Below are 21419 nucleotides of genomic sequence, written 5' to 3'. Positions count from 1 at the left end.
TTTTGTTTAATGTACCGGGTTTGGTTTGTTATGTTAATACCGCACGAGTCTATATTATTGCTCATTTACATAAAAATATTAAACACCTTTAGCCGCTGAGAAAACACAACTTTTAAACCTTTCCGGCCATCACCTGTTTTCTATATATGAAATGGCGAATTGGTTGTTCAGGATTTTATTACCGGGAATGGAAAGAAGTTTTTTACCCGAAAGGATTGGCACAAAAAAACTGGTTTAAATATTATTGCGGGCATTTTAACACCATAGAAATCAATTCTACCTTTTACAAAATGCCCACGCAAAAATCGTTCGACAAATGGTACGATGAAAGTCCGGATGATTTCTTGTTTGCCATTAAAGCACCCCGTTTAATTACCCATTACAAACAGTTAAATGATTGCGGACAACTGATTAACGATTTCTACGAGGCCATCCAATCAGGGCTGAAAGAAAAATTAGGTTGCATTTTGTTCCAGTTTCCGCCCAAATTCGATTATAGTGAAGAAAGGCTGAAGTTACTGATTGATCATTTAAATCCGGAATTAAAAAATGTGCTGGAATTTCGCCATTTAAGCTGGTTTCATGATGAAATTTATAAAAAACTGGCTAAAAACAACATCATCTTTAGCGGACAAAGCTATCCTTCTAACCTACCCGATGAGGTCATTCAAAATACGGAGACGGTTTATTACCGTTTTCATGGAAAGCCCGTTTTATACAAATCTGAATATGATATTAAAATAATTAAAGATTTTAAAAACCAGGTTGAAGATGCTACGAAAGAGGTTTTTGTTTATTTCAATAATACCTGGGGCACAGCTGCTTTGCACAATGCCAAACAATTGCAGGAATTGGTAAAACAGTAAATTATTTCAGTTTTTCAGCAAAGCAATTGCAGTGAATATTTTAATGTTAGCCGGGCTATACGCTATAGTGCCGATGAAACCTGTGAAAAAAGCAAGCACACAATAAAAAACAAAATAAATAGTGCTTAAATCGGGAGCTGCCGCTGCTATCCCGTTTATTCAGAAAAGCTTGTGCTACTATTCAGAGAGCCCGGCAATAGCCTAAATTTTATCCCGGTCGCTATGTTGCCAAAGGCCACAAACCCTGAAAAAATAAACCTGATAGCAATGGTATTTCGGCAAACTAACTTTAATTTAGCACTAACATTAACGAAATTTAATGAATAACAGGACCACAGCGTCCAAAGAACTACTGTTTCTGCTTTCCAAAAAAAGAAAATAGCTCAAAAATTTAAGCCTTTTGAAAAGCAATTGCAGTGCTTATTTTAATGTTAGCCGGGCTATACGCTATAGTCCCGATGAAGAATCGGGAGCTGCCGCTACTATCCCGTTTACTAACAGTGGCTGGTACTACTATTTATGGAGCCGGGCAATAGCCTAAATTTTTACGAATCGCTATGTTGCCAAAGGCCACAAACCCTGAAAAAATAAACCTGATAGCAATGGTATTTCGGCAAACTAACTTTAATTTAGCACTAACATTAACGAAATTTAATGAATAGCAGGACCACAGCCTCCAAAGAACTACTGTTTCTGCTTTCCAAAAAATAAAAATTAAAAATATGCGCGTCGCCGTTATCGATCTTGGAACCAATACCTTCCATTTGCTTATTGCCGAAACAGCCGGAAAAGAACTGGAGATCCTCTACAAAACCAATGTGCCGGTTAAACTGGGCGAAGGAAAAATTAACGATAACATCATCATTCCTGCAGCATTTGAGAGAGGTGTAAATTGCCTTCAAGATTTTAGTCATACCATTGCCAAATACAAAGCTAATAAAGTTCGGGCTACTGCCACCTCAGCCGTTCGGAGTGCCGAAAATGGACAGGATTTTGTTAAAGCCGTAAAAGAACAAACCGGAATAACAATTGAGGCCATTAGCGGAGATGAAGAAGCTGAACTGATTTACCAGGGTGTTAAGCTGAGTGGTGCCATTACCGATCTTTCACTCATTATGGATATTGGAGGCGGAAGTGTAGAATTTATCCTTTGTGATACCGAAAAACTGATCTGGAAAAAAAGTTATAACATTGGCGCCGCACGTTTAATGCAGCAATTTTTTAAATCAGACCCGATCTCGGATGAGGACAAAAATGCCATTTTATTCCATGTTCAAAACCAGCTCAAAGATCTTTTCGATATCTGCGAAAAATACCAGCCAAAAGTGCTGATCGGATCAGCTGGTGCATTTGAAACCTTTGCAGAATTGATGATCAGAAAAAATAATCTGAAAACAGACATTAGCAAGGCTAAAACCTTCGGATTTAGTTTCGACGATTATATCGAAATAGCAGGAAAATTACTGAATTCAACTCATCAGGAAAGATCTGCAATGCCTGGAATAATCCCTTTAAGGGTTGATATGATTGTAATTGCTGCTTTGATTACAAATTATGTATTGGGCCGGTCGAAAATAAACAGGTTAACGCTGTCTACATATGATTTAAAAATGGGTGTTCTGGCTAGCCTGACATAAAAAAAATGATCCATCAGCAGATGGATCACCGAGTTAGCGTATATTAATTTAGGATTATTTTTTAATTGGCATAATTGCAATTTCTCCCATAATCATCGGTTCAGCTTTTTTTAATTGAAGATTATTTTGTTTCTCTTTAGAAAAATCGAGCGTTAAAAACGCCGAATAACGGATGCTTTCAACAATCAGCTGGTTTTTACTGCTATTAAACTTACTATCTAAAAGAATTTCATAGCGACCGTTTTTATCGGTTAAAGTGGCATATTTTGTATCGAGAATGGATAACCTGATCCCGGCAGCTGGCTTTTTATCTGCGCCAATAACGTAACCATATATTTTTTTGGGTACAACGGGCTTTTTATCATCCGTTTTGTTATTTATACTTTTTGTGATTTCAATCGGCATTTTAAGGTTTTCAGCCCTTGCATCCATTACGAAAATGCTCATACCAATAGCCAGTACACCAAGATATTTCATCCAGTTCCGGTTACGGGTTGGTACAATGGATAAGTGAAGGTTAAGCTGATTTAGCTGGCTTTGGCTTAAGCGACCACATACAGAAGAGCCTGAACTGGCCAATACCTGAATAATTTCGGCGCTGGTATAACCTGAAAAATCGATTACGTTTTTGCTGCAGGCTGTACAGAAATTAAAACCTGCTCCTTTTTCCATTTCGTCCCAGTTTTGTGAGCAGGGTTCGGCAATGGTAACTTCGTTAATTCTCGTTTTCATGTGGCGTGTTTTCTTAGATGATGAAAATCTTAAGAAAATTCCACAAAGAGATTTAAATAAATTTTAACAATTCGTTATAAAGCTTCTCGGTAGGTAGCCCCATTACATTGGTGTAAGAGCCTTCAATACGCTGTACTACCACAATACCCCACCAATCCTGCACGCCATAACTTCCGGCTTTATCAAAGGGTTGGTAATTGTCGATATAGAAATCGATTTCTTCGCTAGTAACCGCTTTACAATAAACTTCTGTTCTATCGTAGAAAGAATGGCTTTTATCTCCTTTAACAATGGTTACACCTGTAAAAACTTCATGTGTACTTCCTGATAGTTTATGCAACATTTCCTGTGCATGTGCACTATCGGTTGGTTTACCCAAAATTTCGCCGTTTAAAGCTACAATGGTATCAGCGGTGATTACAATTTCGCCATCTCCGGTAAAAGCCTTTGCTTTTTGCTCGGAAATATAAACTGCAATTTCTGCCGGACTTAAACCATCAGGATAACTTTCATCCACATCTTTTAATTCTACTTTAAAGTTTAGGCCCATCAGGGTTAAAAGTTCTTGCCTGCGTGGCGATTTGGAGGCTAAAACAATAGGGGGAAAGTTTACAGGCATATTTTAATTTTTTGCTAAAATAAGAAAAGCGGCATAAAGCCGCTTTCTTATTTAATATTTTAACAAGATTTAGTTGTTTCCACCACCTTGTCTGCGTTTTTCCATTTCGGCACGTTGTTCTTTTTGCCAGGTTTCGTAAGTTTTTTTCTGATCGTCTGTTAATACTGCAGTCACTTTTGCATCGTTATCAGCACGCATTTTTTGCATTTTCTCTCTCATCGCATCTCTATCGCCACCTTGCATTTCTTCACGCATTTTTTTCATGGTTTCTGCCTGCTCAGTAAAAACAGTTGTTAATTTTGTTTTTTGATCATCAGATAACTTTAATTTTTCGTCTAACTGTTTTACACGTTCTTCAGGCTTCATCATCATTCTGCCTTGTCCACCACCTTGTTGCGCGTTAGCGAAACCAGCTATTCCTAGCATCAATCCGCAAATCATCATTAATTTTTTCATGTTGTTTTTGTTGTTTTTGGTTGAAAATTGAGCATGTTGGAGTGCGTAAAAAAGCAAAAGTTTAATCTGTAAATGTAACTTAGCTGTTGCAGATTAATACAAACTAATCTTTCAATAACAGCACAGGTACATGCGATTTAATCGTCAGTTTTTGGGATACACTTTCGTGCAGCAAGCTTTCGAAAAAACTATATTTTTTGGGCAGCGCGATAATCAGCTGTGCTTCTTCACTTTTAGCAAATTTCACAATGCCCTTAATCGTATCCGGATGATCGGAATAATGGTAGGCCGGAGAAAAATCTTTGAGCATCTCGTGTAAAAAATGTTCTTCTTCCGAGTCGATGGTATGACCAGAATTGATATTGAGAACCAAAAGTTCAAGAGCATGTTTGCTCAGGATATTTTTTAAGGCATGCATTGGGATTACCTCTTTAACCTTTTTAAAATCGCAGGCTAAAATCGCTTTACGGATAGATTGATAACCGGCCTTTGGCGGCACAACCAAAACCGGTACCGGACTTGATTTGGAAATTTTAATGGCATTTGAACCGATATCACTTTCATCTTTAGCTTTTTTACCGTTGCTACCGATAATAATCAATTCTATCTCTTCCCTGTTTACCCGATCGATAATTGATCTCAGCAACGTTTCCCTTGTCAGGTAAATTTCTATTTCGGCCTGAGCATTTATTTCCAGCATTTTTGCCTTTAATTTTTCGAGGGCTTCCATCCTTTTGGTAATTTCATCAGCAATGTGCTCATCAGTAGTAATTACCATATCCGGCGTTGGCAGAATGCTCTCATATTCGGAAACATAATAAGCATTAAGCAGGATAATTTTTGAGTTTTCCATTGCAAAACTCAGCCTGGCGGCATATCTGGCAGCATGATCTGCCGTTTTAGAAAAATCTACAGGTACAAGGTATGTGCTCATATTATTAAAATTAACATTTTTTAAAGTAATAATTTAATCAATCGATTGATTAAATTACTAATGTAAATTTCGCATATAATCTTATTTATTACAAATTTTAAGGAGGAAGATTTATAATGGGAAGGTCATTCCAGAGATTCCCATCCTTTCGACTGAAACGCAATGGAACGGGGAAATTAATATGTATTTATTTTTTCAAACAGATCCTGAAACAAGTTCAGGATGACGATCGGGAGAGAAATGAAACAGTATTCAGTTTTCAATTACCAGTTTGCAGTTACTAATCAACTAATGACAAGTGAACTAATGAACTATTTCCCCGAATCAGCGGCGTTCGGATTTTCATCATGCCATCTGCCCTGTACTTTCATTACTTTTTCGATAATATCGCGGACAGCGGTTTTGCCCCCATTGTAAGGAGATATAAATGTAGAAATGGCTTTGATTTCTTCTACGGCATCAGCCGGACAGGTAGGAAGACCGACAAGTTTCATTACTTTAAGATCCGGAATATCATCGCCCATGTAGAGCACTTCGCCAGCTGTAATGTTTTTATCCTGAAGGTATTGATTAAAAATGGCCACCTTATCTCCGGTACCAAGAAAAACATCGGTTACGCCAAGGTTAAAGAAACGTTTGCCCATGGCAATGCCATCACCGCCGGAGATAATACAAACGTTATATCCCTTTTTTACTGCCAATTGCATGGCATAACCATCTTTAATGTTAAAAGTGCGCAAAGATTGACCGTTATCAGTAACCTGAACAGATCCATCGGTAAGCACACCATCTACATCAAAAATGAAAGTGGTAATCTCTTTTAGTTTTTGGAGAAACATTTTAGCCTGGAGTTTAGAGCTTGGAGTTGGGAGTTAAGTCGACTCAGGACTAAAGACTCCGAACTCATGACTAATTACTGATTATCTCTCCACTCGTAAACCCACGCAGATTGAATTTGCTCTAAATGGCCTTCGCTGCTTTCCTCACGGGTACCTTTAAAGTTTGGTAAAGACAATACCCATTCTAACAGTTCGGTAAAGCGGATACGGTAGATTTTGGCTTCGGTAAAATCATCGCCAAATTTCTCATATAAAGACATTGCAATATCTTCGTAATCGTTCCAGTAAAAAGGTAAGGCAAATTTATCGTTGTTCATGTTTTGTTTGTTCGTTGTTGAAAAAGGTTTTAATGTTGTAAAGTTTTAATGTTGAAAAGTTTCAGACTGGGAACTAAGGACTTTAGACTCCAGACTAACTAGTGCCCCATAAAGCCAGACTGGTCCGGAATGGTTACTTCAATATCGCCGTTAATTACCACACACTGGCAGCCTAAACGGGAAGTAATTTTCGGACGTACGGCCCTATCAATAAAATCTTCTTCTTTATCAGAAATCTCTTCGATATTATCCATGCCCTTTGTTACATATACATGGCAGGTACTGCAACCACAAACACCACCGCAGTTGTGTTGTAATTCGATTCCGTTATCCAGGCAAACATCTAAAACAGATTCGCCCGCTGCTATTGGCAATTCAATAGATTCGTGATCTGCTTCTTCAAAATTTATTTTTAGTTTAAAAATGCTCATAATTATTTTGCAAAAGTAACAAGCAAAAGCCGTAATTATGCTATTTCGGCATTAATTTTATGCTACTGCTTAGTGTTTGATAAATGTTCTGCAATTCGGGCATATCATTTAGCATGCTCAAATGCTTATTTAAAGTGTTTTCGTCGGCCCGTACCGCTGGTCCAGTTTGTACGTTTTCGGGTAAATTAACCATTACCTTATCAGCTGTTTCTGCAATCAAAGGCCTTATGATTTCAAAATCCAAACCATTCTGGTTTAAAATTTTATTGGCCAGTGCATACAGGTGGTTTGGAAAATTACAGGCAAATACGGCAGCAAGGTGCAATACTTTTCTCTTCTCCCCATCCAGCTCATAAACCTGGCTGCTGATTTTATGAGCCAAATTACTTAAAATAGCTAACTGGTCATTATCGCTTGCTTCGATACAAAGTGGAATATTTTCAAATGAAACTTCTTTGCTTCTCGAAAAAGTTTGCAAAGGATAAAAAACCCCGGCTTTTGCTACCTGTGAAGCCAAAACATCAATATCGGTAGTGCCAGAAGTATGTACCACCAAACCATTAACCTTTTTTAAAGCAGCAGCTACAAATGCGATGGCATCATCCTTTACCGAAATGATATACAGATCTGCGTTTACTTCAATTTTATTTAAATCGTTAATGGCTTCAGTCGCGATTGATTGCGCCAATAAGCTTGCATTATCTAGGTTTTGACTGTACACCTGCACAATCTCTTCGCCTTTACTTTTTAAAGCTTTTGCTAAGTGTGTGGCAACATTTCCAGAACCTAATAAAACAATTTTCATGATTTTATGCGGCTTTTGCCTCTTTTCTTCTTCTGAAAATTGAAAGTAAGAAACCAACAACCATTACAATCGTACCAGCCCAGTATAAATTGATGAAAGGAAATTCAATCGCTTTAAAAACAACCCAGTCTTTAGCTTGCTGCGGTTTTTCAAAAATCTGCAACTCTACTTTTTTCTCATCCGGTAAAACCCTTGAGAAACGGAATTTCAAATCTAATTCTTCCACTTTACGGGCGAAATCGAAAGTATTATTTCCTTTTATTAAGAAAATAGGCTCTGTGTTATAAATCTTTCCGGCAGCATTAATTTCTAATGGTAAACCAACCGCATAATCACCTTGTGCCAAAGCTAAATCTTTAGCGGTAGGTTTTCTGTTCAGATCTTTAACCGTTACAATTCCGCTGGTGGTATGGATGGTATCCCCTACCGAAACCTTAACAATCCGTGGCTCTTTATAATTTTCATCATCTGAATGACCTTCGTGGTCACCGTGCGATTCTTTTTTAATGGCTGCACTGGTAATATGGGTATAAACATCGTATGTTAAATAATGCTTGGTATCAGGAGATGCGATAAGCCCCATCTTCTCATTATCCTGCACATGTGGATGTAAGTTAAAGTCTTCTTTAACCTTACCGGTTTTTTCATCTATTACTTTAAAATTAAGCTCGTAAATGGTGTTCGGAGCTTTTGTGGTATCGCTAACATAAGTTACGGTGTACTTGCCCATTTTTTTAGGCTCATTTTTATATAACATGATGTTTTCGCCAGGTTTCTCCGTTTTCTCAAAATCCTTTACCGGAATAAAATTATTCGCATTGATGGATAAAGGTTTGTTGGTAGCAGCAGAAATCAGCGCCCCTAAAATTAAGAAAGCAAAACCGATGTGTGCAATCGCAGATCCGGCCAGTTTGGCCTTTCCACCAAAAGCCTGGTATAAAATTGCCGCGTTAGAAAGCACTGCAAATAAACAGCTAAAGGTAATCAGGATGTACATGGTATTGGTATAAATATCGGCTACATATACCAAGCCAGCAGTTAATACGATCGAGAAAATAATGGCAGATACTAAACTGCTGTAAAATTTACGCGGATCGGTTCTTTTATATTTTAAATATTGAGAGAAACCAGAAATCAAAGTAATTAATACTGCAAATGGGGCCTGCCACTGGTTATAATATTTAACGGCATCAATAGGCGGCGTAAAATTAGTACCAAATGCTTTGTTAAATACCGGAACTGAAGTAGAGAAAATTACCTGGATACAGGCAATGGTTACGACTAAAGCACCAATGAACATCCAGAATTCGCGGGAGTAGGTTTCTTCATCTTTGGTTGTAATCGGCAATTCTTTCCATCTTATTACGATTAACGCTACTGCCAAAACAGCAAACACCACATTATAAAGGATCAGGTGACCAAACATGCCCATATCGGTGAATGAGTGTACAGAAGTATCGCCCAAAATTCCGCTCCGGGTTAAGAATGAAGCATAAAGTACCAATAAGAAACTTAAAAATACGAGGGCAATTGCGGTAAAATAAGCGTGACCGGTATTTTTGTAGGCAATCATAACGTGTACGGCACCGATTAAGGTTAACCACGGAATCAGTGATGCGTTTTCAACCGGATCCCATGCCCAGAAACCACCAAAGTTTAGTGCTTCGTACGCCCAGAACGACCCCATGATAATACCTGTACCCAATACCATTACCGCAAAAAGCGTCCATGGCATAGCAGGTTTAATCCATTCTTTATATCTTTTTTGCCATAAAGCAGCAATTCCATATGCAAAAGGCACTACCATACTGGCAAAACCCAAAAACAGGGTTGGCGGATGGATTACCATCCAATAGTTTTGCAATAATGGGTTTAAACCCCTGCCGTCGGTAATAAATTTAAGGTAATCTTTAAAGTTTTCCGGATTGGCAAAAACAACCGGCGCCATGGCTTTTAAATCAACAGCATCTCTTAACAGGATAAACGGAGAACTTCCGATACGCTCACCGAAAATCGAAATTCCCAATAACATTGAGCTTAAGAAAACCTGTGAAAAAGCAACAACCGTCATTACAGGGTTTTCCCACGTTTTAGCTTTCCAGATTAACAATGCGCCTAAAAACGACTGCCAGAAAGCCCATAACCAGAAACTTCCCTCCTGTCCTTCCCAAAAAGCCGAAATAATATAATAAACCGGCAGTTCTTTTGAAGAGTGGAAATAAACATAACTGTATTCATTGTAGTGACCAAGAACGAGGTAGAACAAAATTGCTCCAATACCGATAATACTCGCAAAATTGATCAGAAATCCAATGCGTCCTAAGTTTCTCCAGGATTTTTCTTCTAAATTTTTATCGCGACTGGCAAAAAAATACGATATGGTAGATAGTAATGATGCACTAAATGCCAGAACAATAAAAAACTGTCCGATTTTACCTGGTAACAGGTGTTCGCCTACAAATTGAATATCCATTAAATAAATTAGTTATATTTTTTCCCGCCGTCTTTGCTTACTTCTTCAACTTTGCCGTCCTTATTCACCTCTACCAGGTTATCGTTATATTTAGAAGGGCATTTCATTAAAATTTTCGATGCGTAGAATTTGTCCTGATCCATTTTACCGATCAGTACGAGTTTTTCTGATTTTTCAAAATCCTGTGGCTTGGTACCTGCATAGATTACCTCTCTCACTTCTCCTTTTTCATCTTTCATGTGGAATGAAAAATGGTTGGCGTCTTTTAAAGCGTCGTAATAAGTACCCATTGATTTTTCCCAGTAGCCCATAACGTGCTCTTCTTTACCAGAAAGCGTGGCCTGTTTGAAATTAGAGTAGGTATCGGTATTTGCATTTAAGCTAAATAAAATCCCTACGGAAATAGCAATGGTAATTAACCCAATGATTGCACTTTTCTTCATGTTGATATGTATTGTAAAAGCTGGCAACAAAGATAGAAAAATAGGCTTAGCAAGCATTCTTTTACATTTTTCTTGTCTTTATATTGACAATTACCTGATTTTTGATGCACAATATTTTAAAGAATGACAAAATTCATCATCCATTTTTGCGAATATCTTAAATTGCTTAAAAGTCCGGACTGAAATTCTTAAGTTTGGTCCATCAGATAATCATTTCTTTTTACATTTCATTGTAAAACATAAACCTCTTAAATATGCACCCGAAACAACTTTATAAGCTGCTGTTATTTGTATTGCTGATCCCCGTTTTAAGTTCCTGTTTTGAAGTGATCGAAGAAATCAGCATGAAAAATGATGGTACAGGCGATGTTATACTTACCATTAATTTAAGCCAGAGTAAAACCAAGGTGGCATCGGTAATGCTATTGGATAGTGTACAGGGTTACAAAGTGCCCAGCAGGCAGAAAATTCAGCAGGAACTAAATGAAGCGGTGGCCTATTTAAAAAAATCAGAAGGCATATCGAACGTAAAAAGCAGCAGCGATTTTAACAATTACATCGCTACCATCAGTTTTTCGTTTAAGGATGTTTCAAATATCAATAACATCACTAAAAACATTCTGGCTCAACAGAAAATTAAGGCTACCAATACCTCATCTTATGCTTACAACAAAACCACAAAAACCTTTAGCAGGAAATACCAGGCGATAGGCACGGCTAAAACTGAATTTAACAAATTGAAGGCAAAAGACAAAGCTGTTTTTAATGGTGCAACCTATACGAGCATCTATCGTTTCGAATCTCCTGTAACAAGTAGCACCAACCCGGCATCAAATGTGTCGAAATCTAAAAAGGCCGTGATGTTAAAAAGCAGCATCATGGATTTAATCAACGGAAAAATTAACGTATCGAACACCATACAACTATCTAAATAAAATCATCACTACTACTACAAGAAAATCTATCTAAATGAAAAAAATTCTAATTTCCATCTCCCTCTTTTTATCATTCAATTTGGCTAAGGCGCAAGATCTGGTCAAAAAAATTCCTTCAAATGCTTTCACAGTGGCCACCATTAAAGGCGACAATGTTTTTAAACTGATGTTTGTAAAAGATTTTAACGAATCTTTTGTAGGCAAAAAATTACTGACAGAAACTTCTAAATCATTGGATAAAAATTTCACCAGTATCGAAGATTTCGGTATTAACCTGGAGAAAAACATGTACTACTTTAACCAGTTGAGCGATAGTATTACTTACAACTGTTTTTTGATCCCGATAAAGGATGCAAAGAAATTTGAAAGCCTGATTAATAATAAAGAGAAAAAATATAGCCAGCAGGGCGATATCCGTACCATGGTTATGCCTGATAGTACCAGCATCGTTAAATGGAACAATAACATGCTTTATTTTGTAACTGGCAGTATTAGAAGTTCATTTTTTGCCGACTCGGCCAAATCTGCGCGCTATGGTATAAAAGATATCAGGTTCCAGAGCGATGATGCGCTGGCAGTTGATAGCACAGCAGTATTAGCAGATTCTGCCGTTGCGGTTACAGCCGAGCCTATGGTTGAAGTTGTTGAAGCCCCGGTTATTGAAAAAGCAAAAGTTCAGAAAAAGCCGACAATCAAAAAGAATACTAAAAAAACTGTTGCAACAAAAAAAACAGGTAAAAAGAAAACTTCTAAAAAGGCGAAAAAAGTTAAGGATCAACCTCTTGATGTCATCTATCCTGAAGAAACAGTCGATAGCACTGGCATAACTCCTGTAAACGGTCAAATTAATGAACAATATGATGCTTACCAACAGGAACGGGCAGAGCAGGATGCCAAGAAAAAAAGGCTCGCTTTTACCTGGATGAATGCTCAGGCCGATCAGATTTTTAACGGTACTTACGAATCCATAGAAAGCAATAAATCTTATACCGCAAGTTTGGATAATAAAGCCATTGCAGAGCTTTGGGTATCGAGCTTACAGGATGTTTACAATTCTATTTCGCCAGAATTTGGTACTTATGGCAAAGCAGGATTGATGACAGGTTATGGCAGCTTAAACGCTAAACTTTTTATGGATAATAAAAGTTTCCGCATTTCTACAGGTTTAGAACTGGCTCAGGAACAAGCCGACGCTTATAAAAAAATCATGAACCGGAAATTAAATAAAAAGTTCCTGAATTATGTAAACAGCGAAAAAGCCCTTGGTTTTATGAGCTATTCTATTGATACCAAAGCATATCTGGAAGAATTCCCAAAATTACTAAAACAGACCTACGGCTCTTTTTTGGGTGGCAAAATGGATGAAGAAATAGACCTTGGAACCGACCTGTTTTCACTTTTATTGGATGAAGAAGCGGTAAGCAAAGTAATTAAAGGTGATGCCCTGTTCGTTATAAATGGATTAAAATCCAAAGAAGTTACCTACACCACTTACGAATACGACGACGATTACAAACAGAAAGAAGTAACAAAAACCAAAAATGAAACTTTGCCCGATTTCCTTTTTATGTTCTCATCAGAAGACCATAGGTTGATTGACAAACTGATTAAATATGGCATCCATAAAAACATGGTAACGGTTGAAAACAACATTTATAAAATCCAGGAAAAGAAAAGTCCGGTTGATATTTACTTTATGATTAAAGATGGCATTGTGTTTTTTGGTAATTCGTTAAGCGAGATGCAAAGTATCAGCAATAATCAATACACTAATAAAATCAGTAAGTTGCATAAAGATTTATTGAGCAAAAACAATTTCAGCTTTTTATTTAATGCCAAAAACCTGGTGGGTAAAGTTCCTGATTCGGAAATTGGCGGAGTAGAAACCGCTAAGAAATTTAACAGCACTTTAGAGAAAATGGGCAATGTGTACATGAAATCGAACCCGATAAAAGGCAGATTGGTTTCGGCTGATATCAGCGCAGAAATCCCTAACGGACATGAAAATGCATTGAAATATTTGTTTTCGTTAATTGAGAACGCAGCTAAATAGTTCGGAGTTGGGAGTTTTTAGTTTGGAGAACCTAACCAATTAAAATGTTGTAAAGTTTGAAATGTTGCAATTTGCAAACCAATGGCTAATGAACTAATCAACAGTTAACCGATTAACCAATTTATACAGTTAACCATTCTTAACCATTCTCAATGAAAAAATTCCTTAAAATAACAGCAGCGATAGTAATATTGCTGCTTATTTTTTTTGCTGGTGTTTTAAAATACCGGAAATATCAGACGGGGCAAACGCTGATTCCGAAAAATGCTACCGGTATCATTAAAATCAATGTTGATGAGCTTTATCAAACCATTATATTGAATATGACCGGTAATCCAGGTTATTATCTAAAATCTGATGTTAAGAAAGGAGCCGTTATTAAAATTGATAAATATGCCACCGGCCTTTCAATCCCAGCGAGTATTTATTTCTATAACCTTGCCACACAGCCTGCTGGCACTGTATTTTCCCGTCTGGACATAAAAAATAGCACAGATTTCGAAAATTTTATTAAAAATGTGCTTCACCTGCAAATTATAAAAAAAGCAGAAGGCTTTAGTATGGCCAAATCGCGATTGGGTAATTTTATGCTCTGTTACAATAATAAAGCAGTTGCAATGGTAATAACGACCCAGATTAGAAACTTCGAACCGATTTTAACTGATATTTTAAACCAGAAAAATATGATTAAAGCAAGCGAAAGTAAGCTTAAAGAGGTACTGGATCAAAACGGGCATATTATATTTGCCAATGCTGAAAATAATGGCAGGATTGATTTTAAGAGCGGAAGTGTTAATTTTAGCTATGTATTTTTAGCCAAAGATATTTTACCTGCAGCACAATCTGTTTATCATCAAATCAATCCAAACAGCACGGTTTCATTCTGGTTAAATGCAAACCTGAAGCCAGGTGATCATAAAATTTACAAGTTTAAAAACCTCAGTTTAGAACAGGATAGCTTAATTAAATATTACAATGGAAAGCTGGATTTTGAATGGACAAATTCCATCACACAAATCGATTCCATTATCACCTACGAATACAATGACGACTTTGAGAAGGTTGAAAAAGTAAGCTTACAGAAGCGAAATATTCCTTCCATTTCGGTTAATGTCGGCTCGAAAGGCAATGGATTAAAAAATTACCTGGCTAAACAGGGCTTGATTAATTTAGATAGCAACACAGTAAATAAAAATGCTTTTCCGCTTTATAAAGTGTTTGTGAACAGTAACGGGGAAAACTTAAATTTCTCAACAGTTAAAAACCAAAATTTCTCAATCTCAAAAGTTACTTCAACAGATTTTCTTTATTTAAATGTTAATCTGATTAAACTGGGCCAACAAATGGAAACGCCATTTATTAACAGCTATTTTAAAACGCTCAGGAATTTAGAAGTTAAAGGAAAATTATTGGATAATAAAAAAGTTCAAATTGATGGTAAAATTGAATTGAAAAACGGGGATATTAATTCGTTATATCAGATTTTGAAGGGCTTGTAAAATTGAAAGTTTCGTCATCTCGACTGCTTTACATTCTACTATTATTAACAGACTTCAATAAAAGTGTCGTCATCTCGACCGGAACGCAGTGGAGCGCCCGCCTGCTTCGGGCAGGGAGAGATCTATCTCGAGATAGATTTAGCTTTGCTGAGCCTTCGGGTTCTCGACTTCGCTGCGCTTCGCTCGAAATGACGATATTTTTTGAGGGGAAAAAACAAAAAAGCGCTGTAGATAACCTACAACGCTTTTGAATAAGATTGCTTCATCCTGATAAAAAAACAGGATTCGCAATGACGATCAGTTTATTATGGCCAAACGCCTAAGTTCATATAAGAAACCGCAATTTTATCAATTGAATTTACAAAAGCAGCAGTTCTTAACGTCTGCGTGCCCGGTTTGGTCATCAATGTTTCGCGGATCTCGTGGTAAGAATGGATCATGGTATCTTCCAGACCAGAGTTTACCAATTCCATTTCCGATGCACCTTTAACAATCATTAAACGGTGTTCAGGAAGGATGGTTTTACCGGTCAGGTTCTCTAAAGTAGCAATTAAGTTAGCGTTTGAATTGGCCGCATAACGGTTCTCCATACGCCCGAATGCCACGTGAGAAAGGTTTTTTAACCACTCAAAATAAGAAACCGTTACACCACCTGCGTTACAGTACATATCGGGGATGATGATACCACCCATTTCGGTAAAAATAGCTTCAGCTTCTGGTGTAGTTGGTCCGTTTGCACCTTCAGCAATAATTTTTGCTTTAATGTTACGGATATTAAGTTCGGTAAACTGGTTTTCTAAAGCAGCCGGAACGATGATATCGCAATCCTGCTCTAAACCTTCCATTGAATTTTTGAAACTTGTAGCGCCAGGGAAATCAAGGATAGATCCTGTATTTTTACGGTGTGCAAAAACCTCGTCAACGTTTAATCCGTTGGCATTGTAAATGGCTCCTTCAAATTCGCAAAGTCCAACAATGGTAGCACCAAATTCAGCAAGAAACTTAGCAGAGTGATAACCCACATTACCCAATCCCTGAACAATTACCCTTTTGTCTCCTAAACCAGCTTTAAAACCGATTTTAGCCATATCTTCGGCAACTTCAACACACTCACGTACGGCGTAAGCAACACCACGGCCTGTAGCCTCTTTACGTCCACGGATACCATGCAAAGCAATTGGTTTACCGGTTACGCAACCCAAAGCATCAAGCTGACCAGGGTTCATGGTCATATAAGTATCGGCAATCCAGCTCATTTCGCGTTCGCCCGATCCATAATCAGGAGCAGGAACATCAATACCGGGACCGATAAAGTTTTTCTTAATTAATTCTGTAGTATAACGACGGGTAATGGTTTCCAGTTCGGCAACACTGTATTGTTTGGTGTTGATTTTGATACCACCTTTTGCACCACCAAACGGAACGTTAACGATGGCACATTTGTAGGTCATTAAAGCTGCAAGTGCCATCACCTCATCTTCGTTAACCATTTCGCTGTAACGGATACCACCCTTTGTAGGGCTCATGTGGTGAGAGTGCTCTACGCGCCAGGCGTCAATTACTTCAAAACCGTTTCCGCGGCGGATTGGGAACTGGAAACGATATACACTATTACATGTTTTAATCTGGTTCAATAAACCTTCGGGATGATTGGTGAATTGAGCCGCACTGTCAAAGTTTTTACAAACATCTGCAAAGAACTTGTTCTCGTCTGCTAGATTAGCCATTATTTATTTTTTATATTGAATAAGTTTTCGCTGCAAAATTGCCTAAAAAAACTGCACATATCCAAATGCAAAAACACTTAGTGTACAGCTAACACCATTCTGTTTCTGTTAAATAACAGGCTTTATACCGATTATGGAAAACTGTTCAAAAACAACATCTAAACTGGTTTAAACAGCGATATCTCGACTCGTCATCATAATTAAAACGACTATTTTAATAGGTTTTATGAATGCTTATTCTGCCGAAAAAAAATTATAAAAAAAATATCCACAAAGCTATTTTATTGCAATACTGATTAACCAAAGAACAAAAACAGCATTATAATTACGAATATTATATTCTGCATCAGAAATAAGACATAAAAAAAGAGATCAATGATAGATCTCCTTTAAATTTTAATCCGGATAACCGTAGTCATCATCCAGCACATGTTATTTTTCGATATGGTTTTCTTTTTCGATTTTCTTTAATCTTTTATCAATAGAGAAAAGATAGGCCAACAAGCCAACCAGGATAATTACGATACAGATTACCACAACATATATCTTTCCATTGCTACGAAGGCTATCGGCCATTTCTACGCCATTATCCTGTGCAAATAACTGCATGGTGGCCATCATTAATATCAGGGAGAAAAATATCTTCTTCATTTTAGTTATGTTGTTGTTTGTTTTCAATATTACGAATTCTGAAACGGATGGTATATACCCAATAACCAATTAATATCCAGCCTAAACATGCGGGATAGAATACCATGCGCATGCGACTATCTAAATCGTAACTGTTAAAACCAGGGTTACCGCCATTGCCCGGATGTAATGAATCTTTTAAACGTGGAAGCACGAAAAGCAATACAACCATCATCGGGAAGGCAAAAATATTGTAAATAGCAGAAATTTTAGCCCTTTTCTGTTCTTCATCAATCGCATTACGGAGAATAAGGTAGGCAAAATACAATAAAATGGATATGGCAGCAAAATTTTGTTTAGGATCAAAGCTCCAAAACTGTCCCCAGGTGTATTTTGCCCAGATGGCCCCGGTTATTAAACCTAAAACACCAAAAATAATCCCTGCATTTACACTTTCTACGGCTCTAATATCATCTATTTCGTTTTTGCTGCTTAACGATTTTACACTGTAAAAAACAGAAATTGAAAAAAGAACGATCATGGCAAACCACATCGGAACATGGAAATACAGGTTACGGATTGTTTCGTTTAAGATTGCTAAATGAGGTACACCTAATAACAATCCTGCAATCGCAGTATAAATTACTAAAACTGAACCTAAAATTTTCCACCAGGTTTTATGCATATATATTTAATTATTGAATGAATCAGTTTTGAATGAGTGAACATTTTTCTAATTCATCATCCATCTTCCATCTTCCATATTTAATCCCTCCAAAGGTAAGGAAATAACAATAAAGAGGTTGCTACCATCAGTACATTTACCACCAATAACATCGCAATTTCATCGTAACTATTTTCCCATGGCAGGCCATCAACTGCATTTTTAGCCAGCTTAATCAATAAAATTAATACCGGAATAATGATCGGAAAGCTTAATATTGCCATTAACATACCGCCATTACCCGCCTTGCTTGCAATGGCCGAAACCATGGTAAATACGGTAGAGAAACTCACACTTCCCAATACCACGGCTACATAATACAGCACCATATCAGGCGGGGTAAAGGAATCGAAAACCAAAGTATAAAAACCCAGGGCAATGGTAGTAAGTACCAACATCAGTAATGTATTGTAAACGGTTTTAGAAATTAAAACTGCCGTCGGACTGGCCAAAATATAACTGTAAAGCTGTTGCCCCTTCGTTTCCTGTAGAAAACTCTTAGAAACACCATTAATGGAGGCAAAAAGCATAATAATCCAGAACAGGGCGTTCCAGGTTAATTTATCGCCAAGGCTTATAAAAGAAAGATAACAGGTAAAAATAGTGGAAACCACATAGAGCAACACACCGTTAATGGTATATTTGGAGCGCCACTCTAATAAAACTTCTTTGTGAATTAAATATTTAACCTCTTTGGCCAATTGCATAACCGCAAAGATAAATAATTGCGCTATTGTTGGATGGCTTTATTGTTGTATTGTTGTAATTTTGTTAGCGGATTATTGGCTATGGAAACACAGAAAACAAAACAGATAAAATCTTAACCACAGAAAAAAGGGATAAACACAGATGTTTTTTGAAGGGGCATTAGCCATGGAGACGCAGAAAAAAAATTCTTGACACAGAGAAATTGTTAAACAGTAATCTGTGTTCATCTGTGTAAATCTGTGGTTAAAGTAATAATAGTATGAACTACGCATCAGTTATAGAAACGTCGATTGGCAATATAACCATCCTGGCTGATGAGGAATTTGTGTATGCCGTTACTTTTGAAGAAAAAGATGTTTCGGGCTTAACCGAGAATGAACTGACCATAAAAGTTGCCAATCAATTAAAAGAGTATTTTAATGGTACGCTTCGCGATTTCGATTTCCCGATGCAACAGCAAGGAACTGATTTTCAGCAGGAAGTTTGGCAGAATTTGCTGGCTATACCATATGGCGAAACCACTTCTTACGCCAAATTTTCGGCGCACAAACCTTTAGCCATCCGTGCAATAGCATCTGCAAACGGAAAAAACAATATTGCCATAGTGGTGCCCTGCCATAGGGTAATTGGCAGCAATGGTAAATTAGTAGGCTATGCCGGCGGTTTATGGCGCAAGCAATGGCTGCTGCAGCACGAACGTGAAGTTACTCAGCAAGGACAAACAGAATTAAAATTTTAAAACATACTATTTAGCAGATGAATACAGATCAAGCCGAAACACCAAACCATTTAAAAGCCATCCGTTTAATTAATATTGAAGGAGACAAATGTGCATTCGAAACCGGAAAAATCCCCATCCGCCAGCACATTAATGCAAATTACTTTTTTGCACAAACAGATGTATCTACCCTTGAAAAAATCTCCCACCCTGCACCACGACGACAGTATGTAATTACCTTGAAAGGCAGACTGAAATTTACGGTAAGTAATGGTGAAACTTTTATTATTGAACCGGGGATTGTGCTGATAGCCAATGATACCGCAGGCGACGGTCACACCTGGGAAATTGTAGATGGCAATGAATGGGAAAGGATTTACATCCCTTTAGAAGAAGATACAGACGACTATTTTACAATAGATTAACATTTTCAAAACCAGGATCAGCTCAAATCCGTAAATAATATCAAAACCAATGATATTATGAAAACGATTTGCTCACTCCTGCTTGTTCTTTTAACTTATCTGCCTATGGAAAAAAATGTTCCGGTGGCTAAACTGGATTTAAAAAAATATGCAGGAACATGGTATTCGTTATATTCTATTCCCACCATTTTCGATAAAGGCAGCCGCGAAACCACAACAAAATACACCTTAAATAAAGACGGCTATTACAATGTGCTTACCACCTACAAAAAGCCAGGAGATGAAAAAGTTTATTCGAGAACATCGAAAATGTTCCCCTCAGAAAATGGCGACAGCGGAGAATTGCAGGCACAGTTTATCTGGCCGATAAAGGTTGATTACTGGATTATTGAACTGGCTGATGATTATTCTTATGTGGTGGTTGGTCACCCGGACCATAAATTTTTATTCATCATGAGCCGCAATCAGACAATGCCGAAAAAAACCCATGATGAAATTGTAGCCAGATGCAAGGCAAAAGGATATGAAGTAGCTAAACTCACTTCACAATTGCACGAAAAAGCTTAAGCCGTAATTTTTTCGCCGCGCTTAGTGCTAAAGAGCATAAATATTACACCCACTAAAAGTACAATCCATCCCCATTGGAAATGAACCACTTTACCAATTAGTTTATTGGCAAAACCATATTTAGTATAATTATTAGCTGTAAAATAAACGGCAACTACAGCTAAAACATACCAGATAGCCATTACAAAACTCATAAACCTAAATGCACCAACTTTTCTGATAAACAGAAACAATACAGAAATGGCGATAATGGCGTAAGTGATTAAAAACAAACGCGCATCAGATTGGTACAAATTCCAGTTGCCTTTAATCGGCACTTTTAAAATCGGGCAGAAACCTGCAATAACGCATAACAAAATGCCTAACCAAGCCCTGAATTTATTTAATACTAACATTTTATTTTGGTTAATCGGTTAATTGTTTGAATTGGTTAACTGGTTGATAGTTCATAATTGATTGTTCTATCGCTAATTTTTGGCTTTCTGTGACTAATAAACCAATGACTATTTAACTAATGAACCAATTACTATTGCCCCTCAATAATCCCCATTTTATCGGCAAAATGTGCGCAATAATCGCGTAAATCTTCAACAATCAGGGTTTCGTTTGTGGCTTTTAAAAAGCTATCGCCCATAGTCTGCAAAGTTTCGTAGAAGAAACGTTTCATTTCGTCAACAGGCATATCTTTGGTCCACAGATCGATACGCATTGAATTTTTGTAATTGTGATCCCAAAGGGCAAGGATCATCGATTTTACCGGAACTTTATCCGTTGTTTGTGCATCGGTACTTTCCCAAAGAATGTTCTCCGGCATATTGTTATCGTCTAATTCAACGGTTATTTTTATTTCTGCTTTTCTCATATTAATATTGATTTCACCG

Annotated in this window: 25 protein-coding genes; 9 read left to right on the top strand and 16 right to left on the bottom strand. The window is 37.3% G+C overall.

The features are described 5' to 3' along the window. The first annotated feature begins 146 nt into the window (after positions 1-146). The 3 genes from ACTJKC_RS06755 (at position 147) to ACTJKC_RS06745 (ending at position 2503) form a co-directional block, all read left to right on the top strand. Positions 147-866 (top strand): DUF72 domain-containing protein, encoded by a 720-nt coding sequence (locus tag ACTJKC_RS06755; protein ID WP_440790801.1) that lies wholly within the window; start codon positions 147-149, stop codon positions 864-866. 400 nt (positions 867-1266) lie between these two features. Further along, positions 1267-1407, top strand: coding sequence for a hypothetical protein (locus ACTJKC_RS06750; protein ID WP_344849524.1), 141 nt, complete (start codon positions 1267-1269; stop codon positions 1405-1407). Between the two features lie 181 nt (positions 1408-1588). Next, positions 1589-2503, top strand: coding sequence for a Ppx/GppA phosphatase family protein (locus tag ACTJKC_RS06745; RefSeq protein WP_440790800.1), 915 nt, complete (start codon positions 1589-1591; stop codon positions 2501-2503). A gap of 54 nt (positions 2504-2557) precedes the next feature. On the opposite strand, the gene ACTJKC_RS06740 is transcribed toward ACTJKC_RS06745, so the two are convergent. From ACTJKC_RS06740 to ACTJKC_RS06695, 10 genes are all read right to left on the bottom strand, one after another. Continuing rightward, positions 2558-3235 (bottom strand): hypothetical protein, encoded by a 678-nt coding sequence (locus ACTJKC_RS06740; protein ID WP_440790799.1) that lies wholly within the window; start codon positions 3233-3235, stop codon positions 2558-2560. A gap of 52 nt (positions 3236-3287) precedes the next feature. After that, entirely contained in the window at positions 3288-3854 is a 567-nt protein-coding gene (locus ACTJKC_RS06735) for a Maf family protein (protein WP_440790798.1), read from the bottom strand. Between the two features lie 69 nt (positions 3855-3923). After that, positions 3924-4310 carry a Spy/CpxP family protein refolding chaperone gene (locus ACTJKC_RS06730; protein ID WP_316827665.1) on the bottom strand — a complete coding sequence of 129 codons (387 nt, stop codon included), beginning with the start codon at positions 4308-4310 and terminating at the stop codon, positions 3924-3926. Positions 4311-4413: 103 nt separating this feature from the next. After that, positions 4414-5244 carry a universal stress protein gene (locus ACTJKC_RS06725; RefSeq protein WP_344849514.1) on the bottom strand — a complete coding sequence of 277 codons (831 nt, stop codon included), beginning with the start codon at positions 5242-5244 and terminating at the stop codon, positions 4414-4416. Between the two features lie 311 nt (positions 5245-5555). After that, positions 5556-6083 (bottom strand): KdsC family phosphatase, encoded by a 528-nt coding sequence (locus ACTJKC_RS06720; RefSeq protein ID WP_440790797.1) that lies wholly within the window; start codon positions 6081-6083, stop codon positions 5556-5558. 74 nt (positions 6084-6157) lie between these two features. Next, a complete protein-coding gene (gene iscX, locus ACTJKC_RS06715) occupies positions 6158-6400 on the bottom strand; it encodes a Fe-S cluster assembly protein IscX (protein ID WP_025143141.1) in 243 nt (80 codons plus the stop codon). Between the two features lie 98 nt (positions 6401-6498). Continuing rightward, positions 6499-6831: a 2Fe-2S iron-sulfur cluster-binding protein gene (locus ACTJKC_RS06710; protein ID WP_025143142.1), complete on the bottom strand. Its 333-nt coding sequence runs from the start codon at positions 6829-6831 to the stop codon at positions 6499-6501. A gap of 40 nt (positions 6832-6871) precedes the next feature. Further along, positions 6872-7636, bottom strand: coding sequence for a Rossmann-like and DUF2520 domain-containing protein (locus ACTJKC_RS06705; RefSeq protein WP_440790796.1), 765 nt, complete (start codon positions 7634-7636; stop codon positions 6872-6874). Positions 7637-7640: 4 nt separating this feature from the next. Further along, complete coding sequence (locus ACTJKC_RS06700; RefSeq protein WP_440790795.1) at positions 7641-10109, bottom strand: heme lyase CcmF/NrfE family subunit; 2469 nt, start codon at positions 10107-10109, stop codon at positions 7641-7643. Positions 10110-10117: 8 nt separating this feature from the next. Further along, complete coding sequence (locus tag ACTJKC_RS06695; protein WP_187593832.1) at positions 10118-10552, bottom strand: cytochrome c maturation protein CcmE domain-containing protein; 435 nt, start codon at positions 10550-10552, stop codon at positions 10118-10120. A gap of 254 nt (positions 10553-10806) precedes the next feature. On the opposite strand from ACTJKC_RS06695, the gene ACTJKC_RS06690 reads away from it, so the two are divergent. The 3 genes from ACTJKC_RS06690 (at position 10807) to ACTJKC_RS06680 (ending at position 15039) form a co-directional block, all read left to right on the top strand. Next, positions 10807-11487, top strand: coding sequence for a hypothetical protein (locus ACTJKC_RS06690; RefSeq protein WP_440790794.1), 681 nt, complete (start codon positions 10807-10809; stop codon positions 11485-11487). Between the two features lie 34 nt (positions 11488-11521). Beyond that, positions 11522-13540 (top strand): hypothetical protein, encoded by a 2019-nt coding sequence (locus tag ACTJKC_RS06685; RefSeq protein WP_440790793.1) that lies wholly within the window; start codon positions 11522-11524, stop codon positions 13538-13540. Between the two features lie 152 nt (positions 13541-13692). Then, positions 13693-15039 (top strand): hypothetical protein, encoded by a 1347-nt coding sequence (locus ACTJKC_RS06680; RefSeq protein ID WP_440790792.1) that lies wholly within the window; start codon positions 13693-13695, stop codon positions 15037-15039. A 305-nt stretch (positions 15040-15344) separates the two neighbouring features. On the opposite strand, the gene ACTJKC_RS06675 is transcribed toward ACTJKC_RS06680, so the two are convergent. The 4 genes from ACTJKC_RS06675 to ACTJKC_RS06660 form a co-directional block, all read right to left on the bottom strand. Then, positions 15345-16766: a Glu/Leu/Phe/Val family dehydrogenase gene (locus ACTJKC_RS06675; RefSeq protein ID WP_344849494.1), complete on the bottom strand. Its 1422-nt coding sequence runs from the start codon at positions 16764-16766 to the stop codon at positions 15345-15347. A 432-nt stretch (positions 16767-17198) separates the two neighbouring features. Then, positions 17199-17417 carry a CcmD family protein gene (locus ACTJKC_RS06670; RefSeq protein ID WP_316844405.1) on the bottom strand — a complete coding sequence of 73 codons (219 nt, stop codon included), beginning with the start codon at positions 17415-17417 and terminating at the stop codon, positions 17199-17201. A 1-nt stretch (position 17418) separates the two neighbouring features. Continuing rightward, the gene (gene ccsA, locus ACTJKC_RS06665) at positions 17419-18081 is read right to left on the bottom strand and encodes a cytochrome c biogenesis protein CcsA (protein ID WP_440790791.1); all 663 of its coding nucleotides are present in this window, start codon (positions 18079-18081) and stop codon (positions 17419-17421) included. An 80-nt stretch (positions 18082-18161) separates the two neighbouring features. Continuing rightward, positions 18162-18827 carry a heme exporter protein CcmB gene (locus ACTJKC_RS06660; protein ID WP_440790790.1) on the bottom strand — a complete coding sequence of 222 codons (666 nt, stop codon included), beginning with the start codon at positions 18825-18827 and terminating at the stop codon, positions 18162-18164. 260 nt (positions 18828-19087) lie between these two features. Here ACTJKC_RS06660 and ACTJKC_RS06655 point away from each other — a divergent pair, with 260 nt between their 5' ends. Genes ACTJKC_RS06655 through ACTJKC_RS06645 form a run of 3 tightly spaced genes read left to right on the top strand, consistent with a single transcriptional unit; the run spans position 19088 to position 20538 of the window. Then, a complete protein-coding gene (locus tag ACTJKC_RS06655; RefSeq protein ID WP_440790789.1) occupies positions 19088-19567 on the top strand; it encodes a methylated-DNA--[protein]-cysteine S-methyltransferase in 480 nt (159 codons plus the stop codon). A gap of 17 nt (positions 19568-19584) precedes the next feature. Further along, on the top strand, positions 19585-19971 hold the full coding sequence (locus tag ACTJKC_RS06650; RefSeq protein WP_440790788.1) for a hypothetical protein: 387 nt from the start codon (positions 19585-19587) through the stop codon (positions 19969-19971). Between the two features lie 57 nt (positions 19972-20028). Next, a complete protein-coding gene (locus ACTJKC_RS06645; RefSeq protein WP_440790787.1) occupies positions 20029-20538 on the top strand; it encodes a lipocalin family protein in 510 nt (169 codons plus the stop codon). Here ACTJKC_RS06645 and ACTJKC_RS06640 read toward each other — a convergent pair. After that, the gene (locus ACTJKC_RS06640; RefSeq protein ID WP_440790786.1) at positions 20535-20933 is read right to left on the bottom strand and encodes a hypothetical protein; all 399 of its coding nucleotides are present in this window, start codon (positions 20931-20933) and stop codon (positions 20535-20537) included. The genes ACTJKC_RS06645 and ACTJKC_RS06640 overlap by 4 nt on opposite strands. Before the next feature lie 131 nt (positions 20934-21064). After that, on the bottom strand, positions 21065-21400 hold the full coding sequence (gene gldC / locus ACTJKC_RS06635; protein ID WP_025143157.1) for a gliding motility protein GldC: 336 nt from the start codon (positions 21398-21400) through the stop codon (positions 21065-21067). Between the last annotated feature and the right edge of the window lie 19 nt (positions 21401-21419).

It is taken from the genome of Pedobacter sp. 22226 (assembly GCF_052045455.1).
Lineage (GTDB): Bacteria > Bacteroidota > Bacteroidia > Sphingobacteriales > Sphingobacteriaceae > Pedobacter > Pedobacter jeongneungensis.
This window is presented reverse-complemented; position numbering and strand designations above follow the sequence as displayed.

Bases quoted from the DNA above. Each gene is read 5' to 3' on its own strand.
- ACTJKC_RS06755 (WP_440790801.1), top strand. From the start codon at position 147: ATGAAATGGCGAATTGGTTGTTCAGGATTTTATTACCGGGAATGGAAA.
- ACTJKC_RS06745 (WP_440790800.1), top strand. From the start codon at position 1,589: ATGCGCGTCGCCGTTATCGATCTTGGAACCAATACCTTCCATTTGCTT.
- ACTJKC_RS06740 (WP_440790799.1), bottom strand. From the start codon at position 3,235: ATGAAAACGAGAATTAACGAAGTTACCATTGCCGAACCCTGCTCACAA.
- ACTJKC_RS06735 (WP_440790798.1), bottom strand. From the start codon at position 3,854: ATGCCTGTAAACTTTCCCCCTATTGTTTTAGCCTCCAAATCGCCACGC.
- ACTJKC_RS06730 (WP_316827665.1), bottom strand. From the start codon at position 4,310: ATGAAAAAATTAATGATGATTTGCGGATTGATGCTAGGAATAGCTGGT.
- ACTJKC_RS06725 (WP_344849514.1), bottom strand. From the start codon at position 5,244: ATGAGCACATACCTTGTACCTGTAGATTTTTCTAAAACGGCAGATCAT.
- ACTJKC_RS06720 (WP_440790797.1), bottom strand. From the start codon at position 6,083: ATGTTTCTCCAAAAACTAAAAGAGATTACCACTTTCATTTTTGATGTA.
- iscX (WP_025143141.1), bottom strand. From the start codon at position 6,400: ATGAACAACGATAAATTTGCCTTACCTTTTTACTGGAACGATTACGAA.
- ACTJKC_RS06710 (WP_025143142.1), bottom strand. From the start codon at position 6,831: ATGAGCATTTTTAAACTAAAAATAAATTTTGAAGAAGCAGATCACGAA.
- ACTJKC_RS06705 (WP_440790796.1), bottom strand. From the start codon at position 7,636: ATGAAAATTGTTTTATTAGGTTCTGGAAATGTTGCCACACACTTAGCA.
- ACTJKC_RS06700 (WP_440790795.1), bottom strand. From the start codon at position 10,109: ATGGATATTCAATTTGTAGGCGAACACCTGTTACCAGGTAAAATCGGA.
- ACTJKC_RS06695 (WP_187593832.1), bottom strand. From the start codon at position 10,552: ATGAAGAAAAGTGCAATCATTGGGTTAATTACCATTGCTATTTCCGTA.
- ACTJKC_RS06690 (WP_440790794.1), top strand. From the start codon at position 10,807: ATGCACCCGAAACAACTTTATAAGCTGCTGTTATTTGTATTGCTGATC.
- ACTJKC_RS06685 (WP_440790793.1), top strand. From the start codon at position 11,522: ATGAAAAAAATTCTAATTTCCATCTCCCTCTTTTTATCATTCAATTTG.
- ACTJKC_RS06680 (WP_440790792.1), top strand. From the start codon at position 13,693: ATGAAAAAATTCCTTAAAATAACAGCAGCGATAGTAATATTGCTGCTT.
- ACTJKC_RS06675 (WP_344849494.1), bottom strand. From the start codon at position 16,766: ATGGCTAATCTAGCAGACGAGAACAAGTTCTTTGCAGATGTTTGTAAA.
- ACTJKC_RS06670 (WP_316844405.1), bottom strand. From the start codon at position 17,417: ATGAAGAAGATATTTTTCTCCCTGATATTAATGATGGCCACCATGCAG.
- ccsA (WP_440790791.1), bottom strand. From the start codon at position 18,081: ATGCATAAAACCTGGTGGAAAATTTTAGGTTCAGTTTTAGTAATTTAT.
- ACTJKC_RS06660 (WP_440790790.1), bottom strand. From the start codon at position 18,827: ATGCAATTGGCCAAAGAGGTTAAATATTTAATTCACAAAGAAGTTTTA.
- ACTJKC_RS06655 (WP_440790789.1), top strand. From the start codon at position 19,088: ATGAACTACGCATCAGTTATAGAAACGTCGATTGGCAATATAACCATC.
- ACTJKC_RS06650 (WP_440790788.1), top strand. From the start codon at position 19,585: ATGAATACAGATCAAGCCGAAACACCAAACCATTTAAAAGCCATCCGT.
- ACTJKC_RS06645 (WP_440790787.1), top strand. From the start codon at position 20,029: ATGAAAACGATTTGCTCACTCCTGCTTGTTCTTTTAACTTATCTGCCT.
- ACTJKC_RS06640 (WP_440790786.1), bottom strand. From the start codon at position 20,933: ATGTTAGTATTAAATAAATTCAGGGCTTGGTTAGGCATTTTGTTATGC.
- gldC (WP_025143157.1), bottom strand. From the start codon at position 21,400: ATGAGAAAAGCAGAAATAAAAATAACCGTTGAATTAGACGATAACAAT.